At 35.8% G+C, this 18,211-nt stretch carries 14 protein-coding genes; 9 read left to right on the top strand and 5 right to left on the bottom strand.

Translation table 11 applies throughout. The features are described from left to right. Positions 1 to 45: 45 nt before the first annotated feature. Complete coding sequence (locus SLH48_RS09990) at positions 46 to 954, top strand: accessory Sec system S-layer assembly protein (protein ID WP_320258022.1); 909 nt, start codon at positions 46 to 48, stop codon at positions 952 to 954. Positions 955 to 1,721: 767 nt separating this feature from the next. On the opposite strand, the gene SLH48_RS09985 is transcribed toward SLH48_RS09990, so the two are convergent. Together SLH48_RS09985 and SLH48_RS09980 are read right to left on the bottom strand one after the other, a co-directional pair. Beyond that, positions 1,722 to 2,429, bottom strand: a complete 708-nt coding sequence (locus SLH48_RS09985; RefSeq protein ID WP_320258021.1) for a WecB/TagA/CpsF family glycosyltransferase — start codon at positions 2,427 to 2,429, stop codon at positions 1,722 to 1,724. Between the two features lie 114 nt (positions 2,430 to 2,543). After that, on the bottom strand, positions 2,544 to 3,818 hold the full coding sequence (locus SLH48_RS09980) for a nucleotide sugar dehydrogenase (RefSeq protein ID WP_320258020.1): 1,275 nt from the start codon (positions 3,816 to 3,818) through the stop codon (positions 2,544 to 2,546). Between the two features lie 246 nt (positions 3,819 to 4,064). On the opposite strand from SLH48_RS09980, the gene SLH48_RS09975 reads away from it, so the two are divergent. From SLH48_RS09975 to SLH48_RS09955, 5 genes are all read left to right on the top strand, one after another. Continuing rightward, positions 4,065 to 5,030 carry an Ig-like domain-containing protein gene (locus SLH48_RS09975; RefSeq protein ID WP_214480806.1) on the top strand — a complete coding sequence of 322 codons (966 nt, stop codon included), beginning with the start codon at positions 4,065 to 4,067 and terminating at the stop codon, positions 5,028 to 5,030. After that, positions 5,030 to 5,725 carry an Ig-like domain-containing protein gene (locus SLH48_RS09970; RefSeq protein WP_320258019.1) on the top strand — a complete coding sequence of 232 codons (696 nt, stop codon included), beginning with the start codon at positions 5,030 to 5,032 and terminating at the stop codon, positions 5,723 to 5,725. Before SLH48_RS09975 ends, SLH48_RS09970 begins: the two co-directional genes overlap by 1 nt. Positions 5,726 to 5,901: 176 nt before the next feature. Continuing rightward, positions 5,902 to 6,201, top strand: a complete 300-nt coding sequence (locus tag SLH48_RS09965) for a hypothetical protein (RefSeq protein WP_320258018.1) — start codon at positions 5,902 to 5,904, stop codon at positions 6,199 to 6,201. A gap of 641 nt (positions 6,202 to 6,842) precedes the next feature. After that, positions 6,843 to 8,474 (top strand): SWIM zinc finger family protein, encoded by a 1,632-nt coding sequence (locus tag SLH48_RS09960; protein ID WP_320258017.1) that lies wholly within the window; start codon positions 6,843 to 6,845, stop codon positions 8,472 to 8,474. Continuing rightward, complete coding sequence (locus tag SLH48_RS09955; protein ID WP_320258016.1) at positions 8,467 to 11,310, top strand: DEAD/DEAH box helicase; 2,844 nt, start codon at positions 8,467 to 8,469, stop codon at positions 11,308 to 11,310. The genes SLH48_RS09960 and SLH48_RS09955 overlap by 8 nt, the downstream gene beginning before the upstream one ends. An 814-nt stretch (positions 11,311 to 12,124) precedes the next feature. Here the strand turns inward: SLH48_RS09955 and SLH48_RS09950 are convergent. Then, positions 12,125 to 12,643, bottom strand: a complete 519-nt coding sequence (locus SLH48_RS09950; protein WP_320258015.1) for a VanZ family protein — start codon at positions 12,641 to 12,643, stop codon at positions 12,125 to 12,127. Positions 12,644 to 12,943: 300 nt separating this feature from the next. Continuing rightward, positions 12,944 to 13,102 (bottom strand): hypothetical protein, encoded by a 159-nt coding sequence (locus SLH48_RS09945; protein ID WP_214480812.1) that lies wholly within the window; start codon positions 13,100 to 13,102, stop codon positions 12,944 to 12,946. 800 nt (positions 13,103 to 13,902) lie between these two features. Between SLH48_RS09945 and SLH48_RS09940 the strand changes: the two genes are divergently transcribed. Then, entirely contained in the window at positions 13,903 to 14,337 is a 435-nt protein-coding gene (locus tag SLH48_RS09940; protein ID WP_320258014.1) for a GNAT family N-acetyltransferase, read from the top strand. Between the two features lie 349 nt (positions 14,338 to 14,686). Next, the gene (locus SLH48_RS09935; RefSeq protein WP_320258013.1) at positions 14,687 to 15,952 is read left to right on the top strand and encodes a methyl-accepting chemotaxis protein; all 1,266 of its coding nucleotides are present in this window, start codon (positions 14,687 to 14,689) and stop codon (positions 15,950 to 15,952) included. A 218-nt stretch (positions 15,953 to 16,170) separates the two neighbouring features. Here SLH48_RS09935 and SLH48_RS09930 read toward each other — a convergent pair whose 3' ends face one another. Further along, positions 16,171 to 17,178, bottom strand: a complete 1,008-nt coding sequence (locus SLH48_RS09930) for an NAD-dependent epimerase (RefSeq protein ID WP_320258012.1) — start codon at positions 17,176 to 17,178, stop codon at positions 16,171 to 16,173. Between the two features lie 505 nt (positions 17,179 to 17,683). On the opposite strand from SLH48_RS09930, the gene SLH48_RS09925 reads away from it, so the two are divergent. Continuing rightward, complete coding sequence (locus SLH48_RS09925) at positions 17,684 to 18,049, top strand: carboxymuconolactone decarboxylase family protein (protein WP_214480816.1); 366 nt, start codon at positions 17,684 to 17,686, stop codon at positions 18,047 to 18,049. Positions 18,050 to 18,211: the final 162 nt, after the last annotated feature.

The following is an 18,211-nucleotide window of genomic DNA, read 5'->3' as shown; positions in this document are numbered from 1 at the left end:
GATCTCCCACCAAATTCCTGTGAAAAAGTGAAGGGAGTTTTGTAGATGTTACCATTTTTCAAGAAAAAAGATAAAAATATACAAAAGCAAGGTGAAGACAGTACAGTAAGTGCAAATGAAGTGCTCGGAACTGACGAACAACCTCATTCAAATGTCGAAGTGAAAACAGAGCTGAGCTTTCCCCCATCATCAACTGTCGGTGTGGAAGAAAAATACTATTACCAGTTTTTAAATAATGAGTTGTCTCCATTAAAAGAGAACCAGGTTTCCTTATCAGGAATTGAACTAAAAAATGTTGAGGATGGTTATATTGTTTCTGCATTTGTGCGCAACAGTCTAAACAAATCCATGCAACTTAAAGAAATGCCTCTTTTACTCATTGGCCCTGATGGCGAAAGGCTTGCTAGAAAAGTATTTGATTTAAAAAGGCTTGGCAACCTTCCCGCTAGAAGTAGTCGCCCTTGTGAATTTCACTTTGAGGAGCAGCATGTTATTGCCTCTGAGCTACCAAGTACGGGCTGGAGACTAGCCTTTGAAATAAAAAAACCTCATGCACTTGACCTTGAGGAAAGCTGGGAAAAGAGCCTAGCAGACAAAGATAAGAAGATGCTTGCTAAGCTTGTTCAAGAAACACCGGCACCAAAGCCAGGAGAAGTTAACTTCATGTCTCTACAAGCTAAACAAGCACAGGACGGCAGCCTGCACGTAACGATGCTCATTCGAAACGGCAGTCCAAATCATATTAACCTAGAGAAGCTGCCTCTGATTGTCGAGGATACAACAGGTGATGTTATTGCTAGAGGCGGGTTTACATTAAATTCACTTCAAGTAAAAGCAAATACGAGCAAACCATGGACGTTTATTTTTCCACCATCTTTACTATTGAAAGAACAAATTGATTTACAAACTTGGAAGGCATACCCTCAACAAAACGAAAAAGCTAACCAAAAATAACATTAGTATTTCTTAAGCCACCTTCTAAGGCTCTTTTCGTAAACTATGTTGCGTGGTTTTATATGTTACTCTTCGTTTTACTGAAAAAAAGATGCCCCGAACGTTAAGTATAATCGTAATGAACCCTATTACGGAAAGCAACAATGAATTCGAAAACAGCTTAGTTTAAAGAGGACGGTCAATCGTTCCTCTTTTTTCATACCTTCATTTTTTCATGCAACAATGAATGATGTTTTCACCTACACTAACTAGTACTGGCTCCTTTCGTAACTTTGTTGCGATTATCCCTATTTGAAGATAAGATGTAATTTTCTTCATTTAAAAGAAGACATGATGCCATGAGCGCTAGTTGTAAACGCAATTATTTCTTCGAACGAAAAACAGTTTAAGCAGAAAAAAGAAGGCTCTAGAAGTTATCTTTGTGTCTATCGTTCCTATACTAGAAGATAAAGATGTCGTTTTATTCAACATCCATCGTTTTATAGAAGAAAAGGTGCACTAAATCTAGTTATTTTCGTGTTAAGTTATTTGGAATCTATGCAAAAAAACAGCCCAAAAGAAAAACGCCTATCCTAGGATAGGCGCTTTTCTCACTGGGCTACCAACCGAGATATTATATTCTCAAAAGCAAAAAGGATATAAATAGATCCTACAAGTATATATTACCATTGAAAAGCCTTAATAACAAATGATTTTTGCCGTTAGTTTATACCTTTTTTTAAAAAAATCTACTTTCATATAATAAAAGAATGCAAAATGAAAAATTGTTACCTTTTCATCGCTTTTATTAGAAATTTAGGTAAGATTAATTGCCTTTTAAAACGCCATGGCTCCTTTATTAGCCGATATAGCCATTCTAAACCAAGCCTTTGAAATGACTCTGGCGCACGCTTTAAATTTCCAGAAATAACATCATAAGATCCACCTACACCTTGATACACAGTAGGATGCAACTTATCCATATGTTTTATGATCCAGTTTTCTTGAGAAGGACTACCTAAGGCGACAAAAATAATATCAGGCTTAGCATGATTAATTGTATCAAAAACCACCTGCTCATCCTTCTCATATCCATGTAAGGAACCGACAATTTGTATTCCCGGATATTTTTCCTCAAGCCTTGCCTTTGCCTGATCAGCGACCCCAGGCTTTGCTCCATATAAAAACACTCTTTTTTTGTTATTAGCGGCTGCCTCGCAAAGCTTAAGCATTGTATCAATACCTGTCACTCTACTTTTTATTTTGCCTCTTCTCATTTTTGATGCGAGAACGACTCCTATACCATCAGGAATCTGATACGTGGCACTATTTAATAATTTGCGCAATGTAGCATCATTTTGGGCTTTCATTACCTTCTCAGGATTGATTGCCACAAGAAATGATTTTTTATTTTCCTTAATATTATTTAATAATTCATCAATTAGTTCATCATACGAATGTGTGCATACATCTATACCTAATATTGTTTCCTTCATATTCTCTTTCATCACCTTTTACAGGATGTTCATGACCCAATTGTCTCTTTAATTTTAACATACTTTATGTTAAATCTTTACGTTAGTTAGGACCACCCTTGCTCACTTTTCTCGTTAGTTTTTCGAGTCGCCTAAACGAAGGACGTCAAAATCATGATCCTTCCATTTCTCTGCTTGAATACAGTTTTTCGTATCAAACACGATTTTCGTCCGTAATCGATTAGCGAATAATTCTGGATCCATGACCTTAAATTCATTATGATCTGTCAATATGACAATGATATCTGCATGATCAACTGCTTCTTCAATGCTTTGAGTTTGGATATCCAATTTATTTTCCTTAATATGCGGATCATAAGCTGAACAATCAAGCCCTAGCTCGCGTAAATGATGAATGACATCAAGCGATGGACTTTCACGCATATCATCTATGTTACCTTTGAAGGCAAGACCAAACACCGCGACACGTCCATGATTAATCCCTTGATTTTCTAGGATTTCTTTTACCCTTCTTGCAGTATGCTCTGGCATACCATCATTTGTTTGACGAGCAAGTGTAATCATTTTTGCGAGGTCCGGCTCTAATTCAGCTAAAAACCAAGGATCTACTGCAATACAATGTCCGCCTACACCTGGCCCAGGCAAATGGATATTCACACGAGGGTGGAAATTCGCTAGTTTAATTGCTTCCCAAGCATTAACATTTAATTTTTCACTTATTTTGGCCAATTCATTCGCAAAAGCGATATTAACATCACGGTACGTATTCTCAATTACCTTGACCATTTCAGCTGTCGTCGCATCTGTCACGTGAATCTTTCCTTTTACGAAAGTCCTATAAAGCTCTACTGTTAAACGACTTGATTCTTCGTTAATCCCACCAACGATGCGGTCATTATTCGTTAATTCTTCAAATACTTTTCCAGGAATAACTCGTTCTGGTGAATGTGAAATAAATAACTCTGTACCAATATCTAAATTAGCTTCTGTTAATACAGGGATCATAACATCTTCAACTGTACGTGGTGGAACTGTTGATTCTAAAATGATGAGGTTTCCCTTCCTCACATAAGGTACAATTGCCTCTGTTGCTGCTCGTACGTAATCTAAATTAGCTGTCTTGTCTTCATTAATCGGTGAAGGCACAGCTATAATAAATACTTCAGCTTCTTCAGGTGTCGTTGAAGCGGTAAAATTCCCGCTATCTACTGCGCTATTTAATCTTTCTTGAAGACCTGCTTCCTCTATATGTAACTGCTTATTTTGTATCATCTTCACTGCTGTTTCATTGATATCTACTCCGTGGACACGCATACCATGATTAGCAAACATTACTGCGGTCGGTAATCCTATATATCCTAAGCCTACTATACAAAGCTTTTTAGTCATGACAAAAATATCTCCTTTACAATTTCAGTAAAACGTTAGTTAATCTATATTATATCGAAAAATGTCAAATGATGATAGTTTGATAAAAATTGATAATGAAATTGTAACAATACTGTATTTATTCGCTAAAATCCTAAATAATTGAAATTGGTGTACGATATATAAAAAGAAGAATTTTTATTTATATAACATTTATTCATTTATATATGATAGGTATACTAAGCCTTTACTGGAGGGAGTTTTCACATGTTTAAAAAGTATATGATTTTTATTATCTCAATATTATTAGTTTTACCATTTATAACTAATTCAGCTTCAGCGGTTACATACCCAAATTTAGTTGAATCTAAGCCAGAGGATAATGACCAACATGTTCCATTAGGTACTGATATTTATTTTGAATTCAACGAAGATATATTAGAATACGATATAAATAAAATTAAATTACTTAGAAAGCTCTCAAACAATAATTATAAAGAGGAAAAGATTAAGCAAGTTAAGGTCTCTGATGAAGTATTAACCGTCATTCCTGAAAATAAGCTACTTTTTAATAAAGATTATAAGCTTGAGATTGAATCATACTCTATTGAATTATCAAATGGCTTATATTCTCGCAAAATCACACACGACTTTAAAACGAATTATATGACTTTTTATGAAGTTATGGCTGTTGAAAGCGGAGAAATTTCGAAGCTTTTTGCAAACTATTCACCACGTCAATTAATAGTCACAGCTCCCGAGAGGTATGTTGATAAAATTGCTGTAAACCATAAAAAACAAGGTGCTTTTAAAGATCAAGTTACTACTGATGTAACTGATACTTTAACGAGTATCGATATTTTCGTAAATAGTAAAGATGTTGAAAAAGTAAAAGTTGAAATCTACGAAGAGAATACGAGGGTTGCGACAAAGTACGCCAAAAGATATGAATATAGTAGTAATAGACAAGAATATAATATTGGTTTCGGTAATCTACCTGTAAATTTTGATGTAAAAGTGACTGTTCTTGATAAAAATCTTGAGATTAAAGATAAGAAATTTGTCAAAGTAGTTTCTGAAGATCAACTTATTACAAATGTAATAGAAAATTATAAATATAAAACAGCTGGCGAAAGTAACTCGTTAGCTGAGCTCATGGCAGATCCTAAGCTATTTAATACTTATTTGAATGAACATAATATGAATGATATAAGGGTACAGGTTGATAAATAATGAATAATAAAATTGTCGTTTTTTTCGTTACGTTGTTCGTCATCTTAGCATTAGCTATTTCTTTTCCAAATGATCCGCTCCAAGCTTCTGACCCAGAGTTATGGGAAGAAAGCAATATAAATGACCCTCTCAAGCGGTGGGAGATATCATTTAATGAACAGGTAAGAACTAAAAGTGTTGCGTATGATAGAGTATATATTATTGATAACCAAAATAAGCTTTTGAAAACTGATTTACAAGTTAGCTCAAACGGAAAAACAATTATGATTACTCCACTTGAGCAATACAAAACCGATACAAAATATTGGTTATACATTGATAAGTCTGTTCGATCAGTCAATATGGATCCACTCAAGAAAAGCGTAATCATGCCATTTTCTTTATCAGATCAAGTTGCTACGGGCGGCTCGCCTATAGCAGTTAAAAATGATGTGCAAAATACAAGTACAGCTGATAGTCAGGAACAAGCAAAAATGACTATTCAAGTTGAAAAATATGATATGTTTGCAGATGTAACAGTGACAACAAGCTCAAATGTACAATCAGTACTTATGGATAACATAACGATGCAATACGTTGGTAATAATACATTTAATCTTGGAATAGTAGATATTATGCCAGGAGATGAGCTGAATTTTAAAGCGCTCGACCAAAATGGCAAAGTGCTTGAAAACATAAAACATGAAGTGAGATAAGCTTTCACCGTACCCTATTCTGAAAATGTGGCTCCTATACTGTGTAAGGAGCCACTTCGTTTGAAAATATGTATCGTCTTATTAGAAGAATGGTGTTGGAGGGATATAAACACCATAACAAACCTTTATAAACAACAACCTTCTTTATTAGCAACTATATTTTTGGAGATGTGAATATGTTAAAAAAATCCTTAATAAGCTTTTTTGTTTGTTTTTTAGTGTTAATTAATCTAGTCATTTGGCCAATTATTTTGCAAGAAAAACCACAGGATGATAAAGCCGAGAGCAGTGAAACTCAAACAACGAGCTCACATGCGAATAATACGACAGATGAATCCTCTGAAGAAGAATCGAGTGATGATGAACAGATTGAAGAATCAAATCCTGAAGCAAATACTGAACAAAATACTGAAAGTGAACAAGCTGAAGAACTTGTTGATCAAGAGGAACAATTTCAAATTATTGATATAAAATAGAGCTTGTAATAGCGATCTTCCATTTTTAGCAAAGCAAGAATGGTAGCATCATTGAATAGTGAATACACACCATAAGTCCTTGTAAGAAAGGTACCTTAGTCATTACGCTGGATCGCTTAAGCGTGTTAGTTCATTGGATTGGGAATGAGTTCAGCTTCCCTTAGCAGATTTACACAAACAGCCTCTCCTACCAATTGAAGCTTATGAAAGATAAACCCACTCATTATCAATGGAATAACCATCGGCAATGAGTGGATTTCTTTGTTAAGTAGACATTGTTTTAAAGCGTTCAATAAAACTGTTGTTGCTATTACATAAATATATGTACCTATAAAATAATGAGGTGCATCATCACTTTTCTTCTAAAAACAATTACAATCGTATAACACACCCCTAGTTGATACAATTTAATAGCAATCGCAAACAAAGTTCATGCACGGATTGTTGAAAGGTTCTTCAATATTGAATTTTGTTGTTAGCTTCTATTACCATGAGACTATTTCGACAGTTTCCCATTCCGTTAAGTGCTAGAGGTTATTCCTTTGTTTTACCAAAAGTGGGTCGACAGTGCTGTATGAGGTGGTTTACAATGATAAGATATGGTATTTTTCGGTGTGAATTTGTCATAATGGAGGGTTTGTATGCTTCAAGATGTGCTTTCTAAGGAGCAAGTTGTCAATTGCGCAGAAAAAATTAAAGAATTACTTGCCCCGGACAACGAGAAGGACAGAATATTAGCGAATAAAGGTCTTCTTCTTTATCGCCAAGGAAACGTATATAACGTCAACGTTGAAGAAGACGTAGTCAGAGCGCGAGTGCAAGATGTCACACCATTTGATGTCAGCCTTGATTTGGATTTTATTCAATTCAGTGAATGTACTTGTACAGCAGAACATTTTTGTAGACACCAGCTTGCTGTCTTTTTTTCGGTTTATGCTGCAGTCGATCGCGTAGGTAACTTCTTAGAGGAATGGAAGAGAAGTAGAGCAAAGATTGTCGAAAATATAGCTTTAAGTACGCTAGGTAGCAAGAAGGTCATTGCGAAATATGAAGAAAAATCTATCGCTAGTTGGATGGATTTTTTTGAAAAAGAATATACTTCTTTTTTACAGCAGCGTTCACATGACGACAATTATTTTTTTGCTAGCCTTTATCATCGCTATTACGCTAACTTAAAAGGCGAAGCACCGACTCAACTAGAATTAAAGCGCTTATTTACCATGCATGCCGGCTTAACAACCATGGCAAAAATGAACGAACATTTAACTGACATAAGCATGTCAAGTTATGGCATGGATAACTATGTTACTCCATATATACACCACCTCGTAGATGACATCATAGAACAAGCTGAACTACTTGGTAACGTTACATTACCATTTATTTTTGATTCTTTATTACAAGAGAGTATTGAAAGGCTTCATACGCTCTTTATTCCAATAAATCAATTTAAATATGATCGAATGACTGTTTATCGCGTCATTTGGTCTAAGCTATTGCAAAAAAAACAATGGGTTGACTTAGAAAGAGCATGGCTTCAAACACGACTAGACGAGCAAGAAAATGAGGATAAGAAAGCTGATTTATATGTGATAGCCCTTGCACATATGGCATTTTTAGATAAAAACGATGAGGATGCCATTAGCTTATATTCACAGCTTGATGACCCTACTGCCTTACCGTACAGCTTTACATGGCTCATACAGTTAGCCGACAAAAAAGCATGGGCAAGAATGGATCCCTGGGTTTACGATATGTTAACGAAGCTAGATGAGTATATTTCGTCTTCCCACTCCTATGACCAAAGTCGAACGATGACAAGAAAAATATTACATTTACTTGCTGATTACAGCTCAGAGTCTAATAAAGACGATGTATATGTCGAAGCAATGGAAAAGCTGTTACCTTATAGCTATTATGAATTTGATGATTATTTGTATACACATGAACAATATAAAAAATGGGTTGATCTACAAATTTTAGTAGGTTTCGCTGTTGATGAGCATGACAGATATACGTTAAAGGAAATTGAGGAAAAGGATCGCGAAGTGCTACTCCCCTACTATCACTATTCCATCATGAAAATGGTGAAGCTAAAAAATCGTCAAAGCTATAAGCAAGCTATTAAATTTTTAAAAAAGCTGCGCGCACATTATCGTAAGCTAAAGCGAGAAAATGATTGGAATATATATATAAACAAGCTCGCCACGTCCCATAAAAGACTGCGTGCCTTTCAGGAAGAGTTAAGGAAAGGAAAGTTGCTTCATGAATAGTACATTAGCGTTGCACATCGACACGTTAATAGTTGAAGATCAGTTTTTTATATACGATCGTTCCGTCGTTGAGGACAACGATTATGAGAAGCTATTTCTCTGGCATGAAGCCTCTTTTTATGGATCATTTCTTAAAATGCAAACCGTAAAAGGTGTGAAGGGAGTCATTCTTTCTCCTTGGGAAGCACTCGACTTTTTTGCTAAAGATGTTCATAACTCATTTATACATGTTGACTGGAGTGAGGAAAGCCAGCTATATAGGAAAATTGCACCTCTGCTAAAAGAAGCCCTTACGAGTACAGACTTTTTACCAGACTATCATAGTTGGAAGCTTCATCAACGATTCAGGTGGAAATTAACTGACGTTTGGCTTTCAGAGGTCAAGGAAGCTGTTAATCATAATGAAGAGCACGAAAGTATTGCTATAGCATGGTTCTCTAGTGCTTTAGCAAATTGGCTTCAATCCGATGATGAACTAAAAAATGTATGGAATGACATTGAACAAACATTCCCACTTATTAGCCTCAACGCACATGATGAACATCAACGCCTCCAGTCTAGTGAGATTAACCCGAAGCATGATCAAATTCACCCTCAAACGATCGTCTTTAGTGAAGATGATTGGTTAGAAAAGATCGGTTGGAAACTAGATACAACGCCCTTTACTGTTGGATTGCGACTTGATGAACCTGAGCAGGATGATGGAATTTGGCTGTTAGAAACATTTTTACGCTCAAAGGACAATAAAGACGAGCTAATGATTTTGAATGAAGATCAACTGCCAACCAAATGGAAGCCATATATTGATCGCATTGAAAGAGAACAAACATTGTGGGGAAAGCTTATTCCTTGGCTAAGAACAGATAGAGGTATAATGGCAAAGTTAACAGAACAGCACGCATGGGAATTTTTAACCGAGGCAAGTGAAACATTGCTCTCAGCAGGTGTTGAAATTTTGCTACCATCATGGTGGCAAGCATTAAAGGATACGAACCTCTCTATGAAAGCGAAGGTTAAATCGACATCATCCAACGGTAGAAAATCTTTTGTCGGCTTAACACAGCTAATAGATTTCGATTGGCGATTTTCGACAAATGGTATCGATTTATCGGAAGACGAATTTTTGACACTAGTCGACCAGAAACGACGCCTTGTCAACATACGGGGAAAATGGGTGAAGCTTGACCCAGAATTTATTAGAAGAGTACAAAGCGTTCTTGAGAAAGCAAACAAAGAAGGCTTGCATTTTCGAGACATTCTTGAACAAGAGCTATTACGAGATGAGTTAACAGATGGTCAATCAACTGCGGATGACAGACCCTTTGCAATGATCCAAATTGAATTGAATCGCCATTTAAAAAACATGTTAAAGCAGCTAAATGAAGTTCAAGAAATTCCTTCAGCAACAATCCCGGCTACATTTTGTGGTGAGCTGCGTCCTTATCAGCAGCAAGGTGTTGACTGGCTGTTATTTTTACGTAAATTTGGTTTTGGTGCATGTTTAGCTGATGATATGGGCCTTGGCAAAACGATTCAAATGATTGCTTATTTATTAAAGGTTAAAGAGGAAGGAAAAAAACATAAGCCATCTCTATTAATTTGTCCAACTTCCGTTTTAGGAAACTGGCAAAAAGAACTTGAAAAGTTTGCACCTTCGTTACGTGTTCATTTGCATTATGGTTCTTACCGTGCAAAAGGTGATATGTTTGAGTCCACTGTTCACAATGCCGATGTAGTAATCACTTCATATGGACTGTCACACCTTGATTTTGAAGATCTTTCAAGCATACAGTGGGGAACGATTTGCATCGATGAAGCACAAAATATTAAAAATGCGGACACAAAACAGTCTAAAGCGATACGCCAATTAGTAGGTGAACACCATATTGCGTTAACAGGTACACCGATGGAAAATCGACTTTCGGAATTATGGTCAATATTTGATTTTAGTAACCCAGGTTATTTAGGAAGCCTAGGTAAGTTCCACAAAGACTATGTGAACCCGATTGAAAAGGACCGATCTGAGCAACACATTAATAAGCTACAAAAATTAATTCGGCCCTTCTTATTACGTCGCACAAAAACCGATAAAGAAGTAGCATTGAATTTACCTGATAAACAGGAGCAAAAGGAATATTGCCCTCTTACTGTGGAGCAAGCATCATTATACGAACAGCTTGTTCAAGACACGCTTACAAAGATTGAGCAAGAAACAGGGATCAAACGCAAAGGCTTAATTCTAACGATGCTCAGTAAATTGAAGCAGCTATGTAATCACCCTGCTCTCTATTTAAAAGAAGAGCAACCGCTTGATGTATTGAATCGATCTACAAAGCTTAGTAAGCTACGAGAGCTTATCGACAATATTCGTGAAAGTGATGAAAGCTGTCTCATTTTCACACAATATATTGGTATGGGTAATATGATCAAAAAATTGTTAGAAGATGAGCTCGGTGAAGAAATATTATTCCTGAATGGTAGCTTAGCTAAAACAAAGCGTGATCAAATGATCACACGCTTTCAAAATAAAGAAGTAAACATCATGATTTTATCATTAAAAGCTGGTGGAACCGGCTTAAACTTAACCGCTGCTAATCACGTCATTCATTTTGACCGTTGGTGGAATCCTGCAGTAGAAAATCAGGCAACTGATCGAGCACACCGAATTGGGCAAAAGCGTTTCGTGCACGTCCATAAATTTATCTCGACTGGTACGCTTGAAGAAAAAATTGATCAAATGCTTGAGCAAAAGCAAGCACTAAACGATCAAATTATTCAAACTGAAGCATGGATTACAGAACTATCTACAGAGGAGCTGCAAAACTTGCTGCTGTAAGTTGGTGAACTGAATACGCTTCATCTTATATTTGTTAACCATCTATAAAGTTCATATTAAACTCTAGAGCAGGTTTCACCTAATGAGCTGTTGTAGATATAGAGGCAACCAGTTTGCCAATTAGCTGCTCCTTATAAATACCTCCCCCCTACTTAGGTATGGGGGACCCATCTCATAGCGAACTAAAACATCGATCAAGGAGGTAGGAAGATTTGGAAAAGCCTAAACGAACGAGAGGACGAAAGAAAACTACAGTAAACCCAAAACATGAGGGAAAAGCTGAGCAGTGGCAGCAACTGTTACAATTAGTGGAGAAAAAACTAAAGAAGTAAAGCATGTTAGGAAGGAAAAACGATAGGTAGATGACTAACATATTTGCGTAATTCACAGCACATTCAGGTAGATAAAATATCTATTTAGCAAACATGTGGTGCATAGTAAAACAACCTTCAGCTTTAGGCTTTAAATCATAGTAACACGTAGACAAATTATCGAATGATCGCATATCCCTATCTCCTACTTTACCTTATATAAAGTAAGGCTGTTTTTCTTACTAAGAAATACTCACGATCACAACTAAAATTCGTGAAATCTTTTGTGATATAAAATTGTATGAATCACATATCATCTCATTTAAGCAATCAAGTTAACGAAAAAGGTCTAAGGCAAAGACAATTAATATCACCACATATACATATCAGTACTATGTTTATATGACTTCTTCCATTAATGGCATCATTAAAACGATTCATTCAAGTGATGTATCGTTTGCTACTTTCCATATGTACATCATCTAAAAACTTGGAGCTGAACATTATTTCTTGAAGACATAGAATCCAGTTATTTTCACAGATTTTCTGAAAATTATTGCAGCTGTTACGATTCCCACTAAACCACCAAAGCTATCTAAAAGGACATCGGCTATAAGCGGGGAACGACTGCCCGTAAACATTTGATGAATTTCATCGCTAGCAGCATAAATAATAATAAATGACATCGCATAGATCATGCATTTCCATTTATTGCGGAAAATCATCGCTAGAGCATTAAATGTTAAAAAGCCTAATAAAAAATAAATAAAGAAGTGAGCACCTTTACGGATGAAAAACTCAAGAAATGAATAAGGTCCCTTACTTGCCACACTGATTTCCGATCCACTATAAGTAAATTGTATATGTGAAAAATAATCGATAATCCATTGCTTGTCGATATATTTTGCTAGTTGTGGTCTTAAGTCTTGCTGTGAATATGGTTGTGATGAAAAGTAAAAAATGACGGCCGCACAACTAATAACAGACAGCCAAATGAGTATAAGTACAGCTTTTTGTTTCATTTATAATCCCCTTCTATATGCATATCCTTAAAAAGGTTGGTATCAAGTGTGGGAAACAACTGACAAAGGAAGCGCTGACCCTATTTTACACCATCCACCTTTGCTATTTGCAGTTGCCCTTACCAAAGCTCATTGAACTACCTCACCCTGACCTGTTCCATCCTTTTTTAACAGTTATTCAACTACTATTTATAGCCAAAATATTAAAAAATTATATCTTTTTTTCATTATACTCATTTCACTAGATCATATGACACCGTCAGCGTGTTCTTGACAGTTTAACAATTTGTTTCAGTTAGCTTATTTTACTCCTTCTCCTGCTATTTTTGCTGATAATTTACTTACTAATTCTTTTGCCGTTATCGTTTCAGAGCCATTGCCTTGTTGGTGTGCATACTTTAAAATGTCGAGAAATTGTTGTGTAGAAATGATCGGTTTTATTCCTTCTGTTTTTAACATAATACACCTTCCATAAGTCTTATTTTCAATTCATTATTTAGCATTGATTACAGTTAACAGAACAGATCGCTACGGATTTTAAGCCAATGTGAAGCCTTTTCTTTCTAGTGTATTCAACAGCTAGAGGGGAAGACACCTGCTTCTTTAAAACGCTGACTGTTTAGTAAAACTGACAACTTTATAGGCTGTTTTCGCATTGATTGTTGCTTTTCTTCTAAGTTATAAGTACGTATATATCTAACATTCGTGGCATCTTTTCTTCTTTACCAAGATGGCTAACATATAAAATTACTTTTTATGGTACTAATTTGATAACAATAGTAACAAAGTTTACGAAAAGAGGAACTATGGCAACAAAGTTTATGAAAATACCCCTTGCTAAAAAATATAGTGGAATACAATTAGCTTTCGAGCTATCCAATGTTAATTGCGATGACAATCGCAGGAAAGCTTCACTAACTGCCCTCATTCATTAAGGGTAATTGTTACTTTCGAATGAAGGTTAGAATACGTATACAGCTAGTATTCCTGCCACCCATTCTTCAATGGAAGGATAACAGCTTCATAAACTAAACCCTATCTTATCTTGCTGACATTTTAGTGGTGATAACCACAATATCCCTTAACCCTTTCTATCTTTATATACTATTACTCTATCAAATTCAAATAATAACCAGCACATTCACAAAAAATACCATTTTTATACTAGCATGATTTCTTGCGTTTTTAGTATCGTGACATGCACTTTCAAATTTACGGTGAATATACAGTAAATAACTTAAGGTGCGAGGAGAGTCAAAATGAAAATAGTGAAAGCGTCAAATAGTGATGTGCAAACAATATTTCGGCATGCTAAGAAAGTAGCTGTCGAAAGCACGATGGGCTACGCTAAAGGGCATGAACAGCATGCAGTGAATGGCATCAAAATGGCCCTAAGTAATGGCTATTATTTAGTTGCAAAGGAGGACCACAAACTATTAGGTTGGGTTCTTGTTACAGGAACGATAGATTCTATTAAAAATACGTATATCGGCTATATTGCAGACTTATATGTGCTTGAAGAACATCGCAAAAAAGGTATCGGAAATAAATTATTAAAAGCTGGCTTGAATAAATGTAAGCAACATGGTTATAAATACGTTCAACTAAATGTTTTTGCTAAAAATCCCGCCAAAAATCTTTATGAGGAGTTTGGCTTTGAAGATCTCGTACACACAATGCAAATCAAGCTTTGATAAAGGCTCGTATCGTATACTTTCGTGATTATTTTATTAAAAATGGACAATTTGACGAGTTTTATGAGTGCTCATTAATTGTTTAGGTAGAAAAGATGCCACGAATATTAGCTATATTTGTGTTCACCTCTTTCGATGAAACGAACCATTCCTGCGAAAATTGATAAAAGAAGCCTTATACTTATATAGAAAACGCCCTTAAAAATGGGTGTTTTTCATGCAAAGAATATCAACGCGCATACGACTCTCTCCTTCTTTATCTATTAGTTAGCTCAATCAGTTCATGACAAAACAAGAAGATATTAGTATAATATGTAAAAATATAAATATTTTGAGAGGAGAACAGCATATGTCAAGTCCTGTTTCACTTACAAGATACTTAATTCGGACAATTTTATTTGCTGCAATCGGTAGTTCTATATTAGGTATATCATTAAGTACCATAATTGGCTTAGAACGAACCTCATTTGTTACTAATGTGATTGGTGTTATCATTGGAGGTGCAATCATCGGTTCACTTATTAGCTTTTTAAATTACCAAAAGTTTTTCCGTCCAATGACCATGATCATTAAACATACGAATCGACTTGCAGAAGGTGACTTAACATCTCGTCTAGATGAAAACAGAACCGGAAGCTTAAAGCCAATTGCGATATCAATAAACGAAATGAGTGACGAATGGCACCAGCTTATTACAAAAGTCTATGATGTATCGATTCAAGTATCAGAACGTTCACAGGAACTGTCTTCAAGCACCGAAATGAACAACAGAGCAACTGAGCAAATCGCTCTCGCTCTTCAAGGCGTCGCGTCTGGAACAGACAATCAACTCTCAAAAACAGCCTCTACATCACAATTTATGTCAGATATTTCATCAGGCATTAACCAAGTTGCTTCATCTATCCAGTCTGTAGCGAGGTTAACAGAAACGACAAACAAACAAGCAAACTTAGGAACTGAAGCTGTCACAAAAACGGCAGCACAAATGACTCAAATTCAGCAGCAAGCAGCTTTCGCTTCAGAGATTGTTAACAAATTCGGCGAAAAATCAAAAGCGATTGGCAAGATTGTTACACTCATAACCGAAATAGCTGAACAAACAAATTTATTAGCATTAAATGCAGCCATAGAAGCAGCAAGGGCTGGTGAGCAAGGGAAAGGATTTGCTGTTGTAGCAGATGAGGTTAGAAAGTTAGCTGAACAATCTGGTAGTGCGACAGAAGACATTCGAAAGCTTATTGAAGAAATTCAATTCGAAGCAGATAAAGCAGTGCAATCTATGATTGAAGGAAAGACAGATGTTACGAACGGCCTTTCATTAATTAACCAAACTGGACAAGCATTCAATGAGATCGCCAAGATGATTGAAGAAATAGCTACACAATCGACAGAGGTATCAACAACCGTTGAGCATGTAAATGCAAGCGCTAACAACATTGTCGTGGCTTCGGAGGAAATTGTTAACATAGCGGAGCAATCTTCAGCAAATACCCAAAACGTTGCTGCACTAACAGAGGAACAAAGCGCAACGATGGAAGACATCTCTCATGCGACAGTCGTTCTTGCAAATACCGCAGCTGAATTACAGACTATGGTTGGGCGTTTTAAAGTGTAGGCTCTATCCGTAAACTATGTTCTAATTTCACTAAAAAGGGACATTTCTATGTGTTTTATGAGAGCTCTATCATTGAAAAGTAGAAAAGGTGCCTCGAGCACTAGATGTGTATGTACTTATATGTTAGAACGAAAGTCAACAAACAAGGGGATAACAGTAAAAGTTACAAGGAAAGAGCATTCAGGTGGAGTATATCCTTCACCTGATGTCCAAACGGATTAAGCTTTATTATATTTTAAATACCAATCAATAAATTTACTTACTCCTTCTTTCAGTGATGTTTGAGGCTTAAACTTGATCTCATTTATTAAATCCTCAACATCCGCATATGTTTCTACAACATCGCCTGCTTGAAGGGGCAAAAAATTCTTTTTCGCAGTCATACCTAACTTTTCTTCAATAGCTTGAATAAAGTCAGTCAATTTGATCGGGTTATTACTGCCAATATTAAATACTCTGTATGGTACATAGCTCGTTCCAGGATCAGGATTGTTTCCAGACCAATGTTCATTTGGCTCGGGTTTTTTTTGTAATAATCTACTTATGCTTTCAACAATATCATCAATATATGTAAAATCTCGCTTCATGTTCCCTTTATTATAAACATCAATTGGTTCTCCATTTATAATTGCCTTAGTAAATAAAAATGGTGCCATATCAGGACGCCCCCACGGACCGTATACTGTGAAGAAGCGTAAACCTGTTGTCGGAAGGTTGTAAAGATGACTATACGTATGAGCCATTAGCTCATTAGCTTTTTTCGTTGCTGCATATAAGCTAACAGGATGATCGACATTATCATGCACAGAAAACGGTTGCTTCGTATTTGCGCCATATACTGAGCTTGAGGAAGCATAAATAAGCTGTTCTATACCATGACGGCGGCAAGCTTCTAGCATATTAACGAATCCAACTATGTTCGAGTTAATATAGGCATGAGGGTTTTCTAAGCTATAACGCACACCTGGTTGAGCAGCTAGATGTATGACTACAGTTGGCTGATATTCACGAAACACATTCATGATCGCATGTTCGTCAATAATGCTACATTTCTTAAATAAAAAGTTTTTATGTTCCAACAATTTTAATCTATCTTTTTTCAACGAGACATTGTAGTAATCGTTTAAATTATCAACCCCAACAACATCATAGCCATCCTGTAATAACCGTCTTGATACATGTGCTCCTATAAAGCCAGCAGCTCCAGTTACTAGAATCCTTTTCAATCCTCTCTCCTACCTTTCATACCTCACACATCATAAGAAACCTAAATGGCACTACAATGACACCTTAAATACAAAATTACTCGCTAAGATTTTTAGCCAACAACCAATGTTGATTAATATTGGCTGTTTCCGCTTTAATTGTTACTTTTCGTTCTTACATATAAAGCCCGTATATATCTAGTGTTCAAGACATTTTTAAGTTCTCACAAAATTCATCGTAGTAAAAAATAACACAGCGTTTACGAAAAGAAACATTAGTAATCAGTTAAACGATCCTAGCTATTCTCATAAAGTTTAAAATAGCATGCAGGATAAAAAAAGTTTAACTAATAATTGATGGGTTATAGGCTATTAGTGTTCGAAAATGGGCGCTTGTCATATTAGATATTCTATTTTAAACCAACCGAAACTAAAAAGAAAATTGTCATCTTCTTTCGTTTAATTACTTCTCAATTAGCTTATAATAACTGTTGACCTTTGCAAATTAGAAATGGAGTTGATGAAAATGGAGTTTGAAGCTAGAAATTCAACGGAAGCATCTCTTCATCATTATAAGGCTGGACTCGGTTTATTTACTGAAAAGATGCCCGAGCTAGCTAAAAAGTATCATTCTTTTACAGAAGAATGCTTTAAGGAAGGTAGCTTATCACAGAAGGAAAAGCAATTGATTGCATTAGGTATTAGTTTATATGCTCAAGATGAATATTGTATTATTTACCATATAAAAGGGTGTTTGGATCAAGGATGCACTGAACAAGAAATACTAGAAGCTTGCGGAGTGACTACAGCATTTGGAGGCGGAGCTTCAATGAGTCAGGCAGTCACCCTTGTCCAAGAGTGTATGCAAGAGTTAAATCAATTGGAACATTAATGTACGCTTATGGCACAATTAAAAACTTGTGCCTTTTCTCTTGTCTAATCCTTTGAATGGCTTTTTTCGATAATCAGATTATCACACATACACACTTCACGCTCGCACTTCTACTTTAAATAACGGAGATTGGATAATGCCTTGTTCCTAATTAGTTAAAAA

Source organism: Cytobacillus sp. IB215316 (assembly GCF_033963865.1).
GTDB lineage: Bacteria > Bacillota > Bacilli > Bacillales > SM2101 > Nanhaiella > Nanhaiella sioensis.
Note: the sequence above shows the minus strand (reverse complement) of the source record. Positions and strands in the feature narration are given on the sequence as shown.

Excerpts from the sequence above, each read along its gene's own strand:
- SLH48_RS09935 (WP_320258013.1), top strand. The coding sequence starts at position 14,687 with ATGTCAAGTCCTGTTTCACTTACAAGATACTTAATTCGGACAATTTTA.
- SLH48_RS09955 (WP_320258016.1), top strand. The coding sequence starts at position 8,467 with ATGAATAGTACATTAGCGTTGCACATCGACACGTTAATAGTTGAAGAT.
- SLH48_RS09940 (WP_320258014.1), top strand. The coding sequence starts at position 13,903 with ATGAAAATAGTGAAAGCGTCAAATAGTGATGTGCAAACAATATTTCGG.
- SLH48_RS09960 (WP_320258017.1), top strand. The coding sequence starts at position 6,843 with ATGCTTCAAGATGTGCTTTCTAAGGAGCAAGTTGTCAATTGCGCAGAA.
- SLH48_RS09990 (WP_320258022.1), top strand. The coding sequence starts at position 46 with ATGTTACCATTTTTCAAGAAAAAAGATAAAAATATACAAAAGCAAGGT.
- SLH48_RS09965 (WP_320258018.1), top strand. The coding sequence starts at position 5,902 with ATGTTAAAAAAATCCTTAATAAGCTTTTTTGTTTGTTTTTTAGTGTTA.
- SLH48_RS09970 (WP_320258019.1), top strand. The coding sequence starts at position 5,030 with ATGAATAATAAAATTGTCGTTTTTTTCGTTACGTTGTTCGTCATCTTA.
- SLH48_RS09975 (WP_214480806.1), top strand. The coding sequence starts at position 4,065 with ATGTTTAAAAAGTATATGATTTTTATTATCTCAATATTATTAGTTTTA.
- SLH48_RS09985 (WP_320258021.1), bottom strand. The coding sequence starts at position 2,429 with ATGAAGGAAACAATATTAGGTATAGATGTATGCACACATTCGTATGAT.
- SLH48_RS09950 (WP_320258015.1), bottom strand. The coding sequence starts at position 12,643 with ATGAAACAAAAAGCTGTACTTATACTCATTTGGCTGTCTGTTATTAGT.
- SLH48_RS09925 (WP_214480816.1), top strand. The coding sequence starts at position 17,684 with ATGGAGTTTGAAGCTAGAAATTCAACGGAAGCATCTCTTCATCATTAT.
- SLH48_RS09980 (WP_320258020.1), bottom strand. The coding sequence starts at position 3,818 with ATGACTAAAAAGCTTTGTATAGTAGGCTTAGGATATATAGGATTACCG.
- SLH48_RS09945 (WP_214480812.1), bottom strand. The coding sequence starts at position 13,102 with ATGTTAAAAACAGAAGGAATAAAACCGATCATTTCTACACAACAATTT.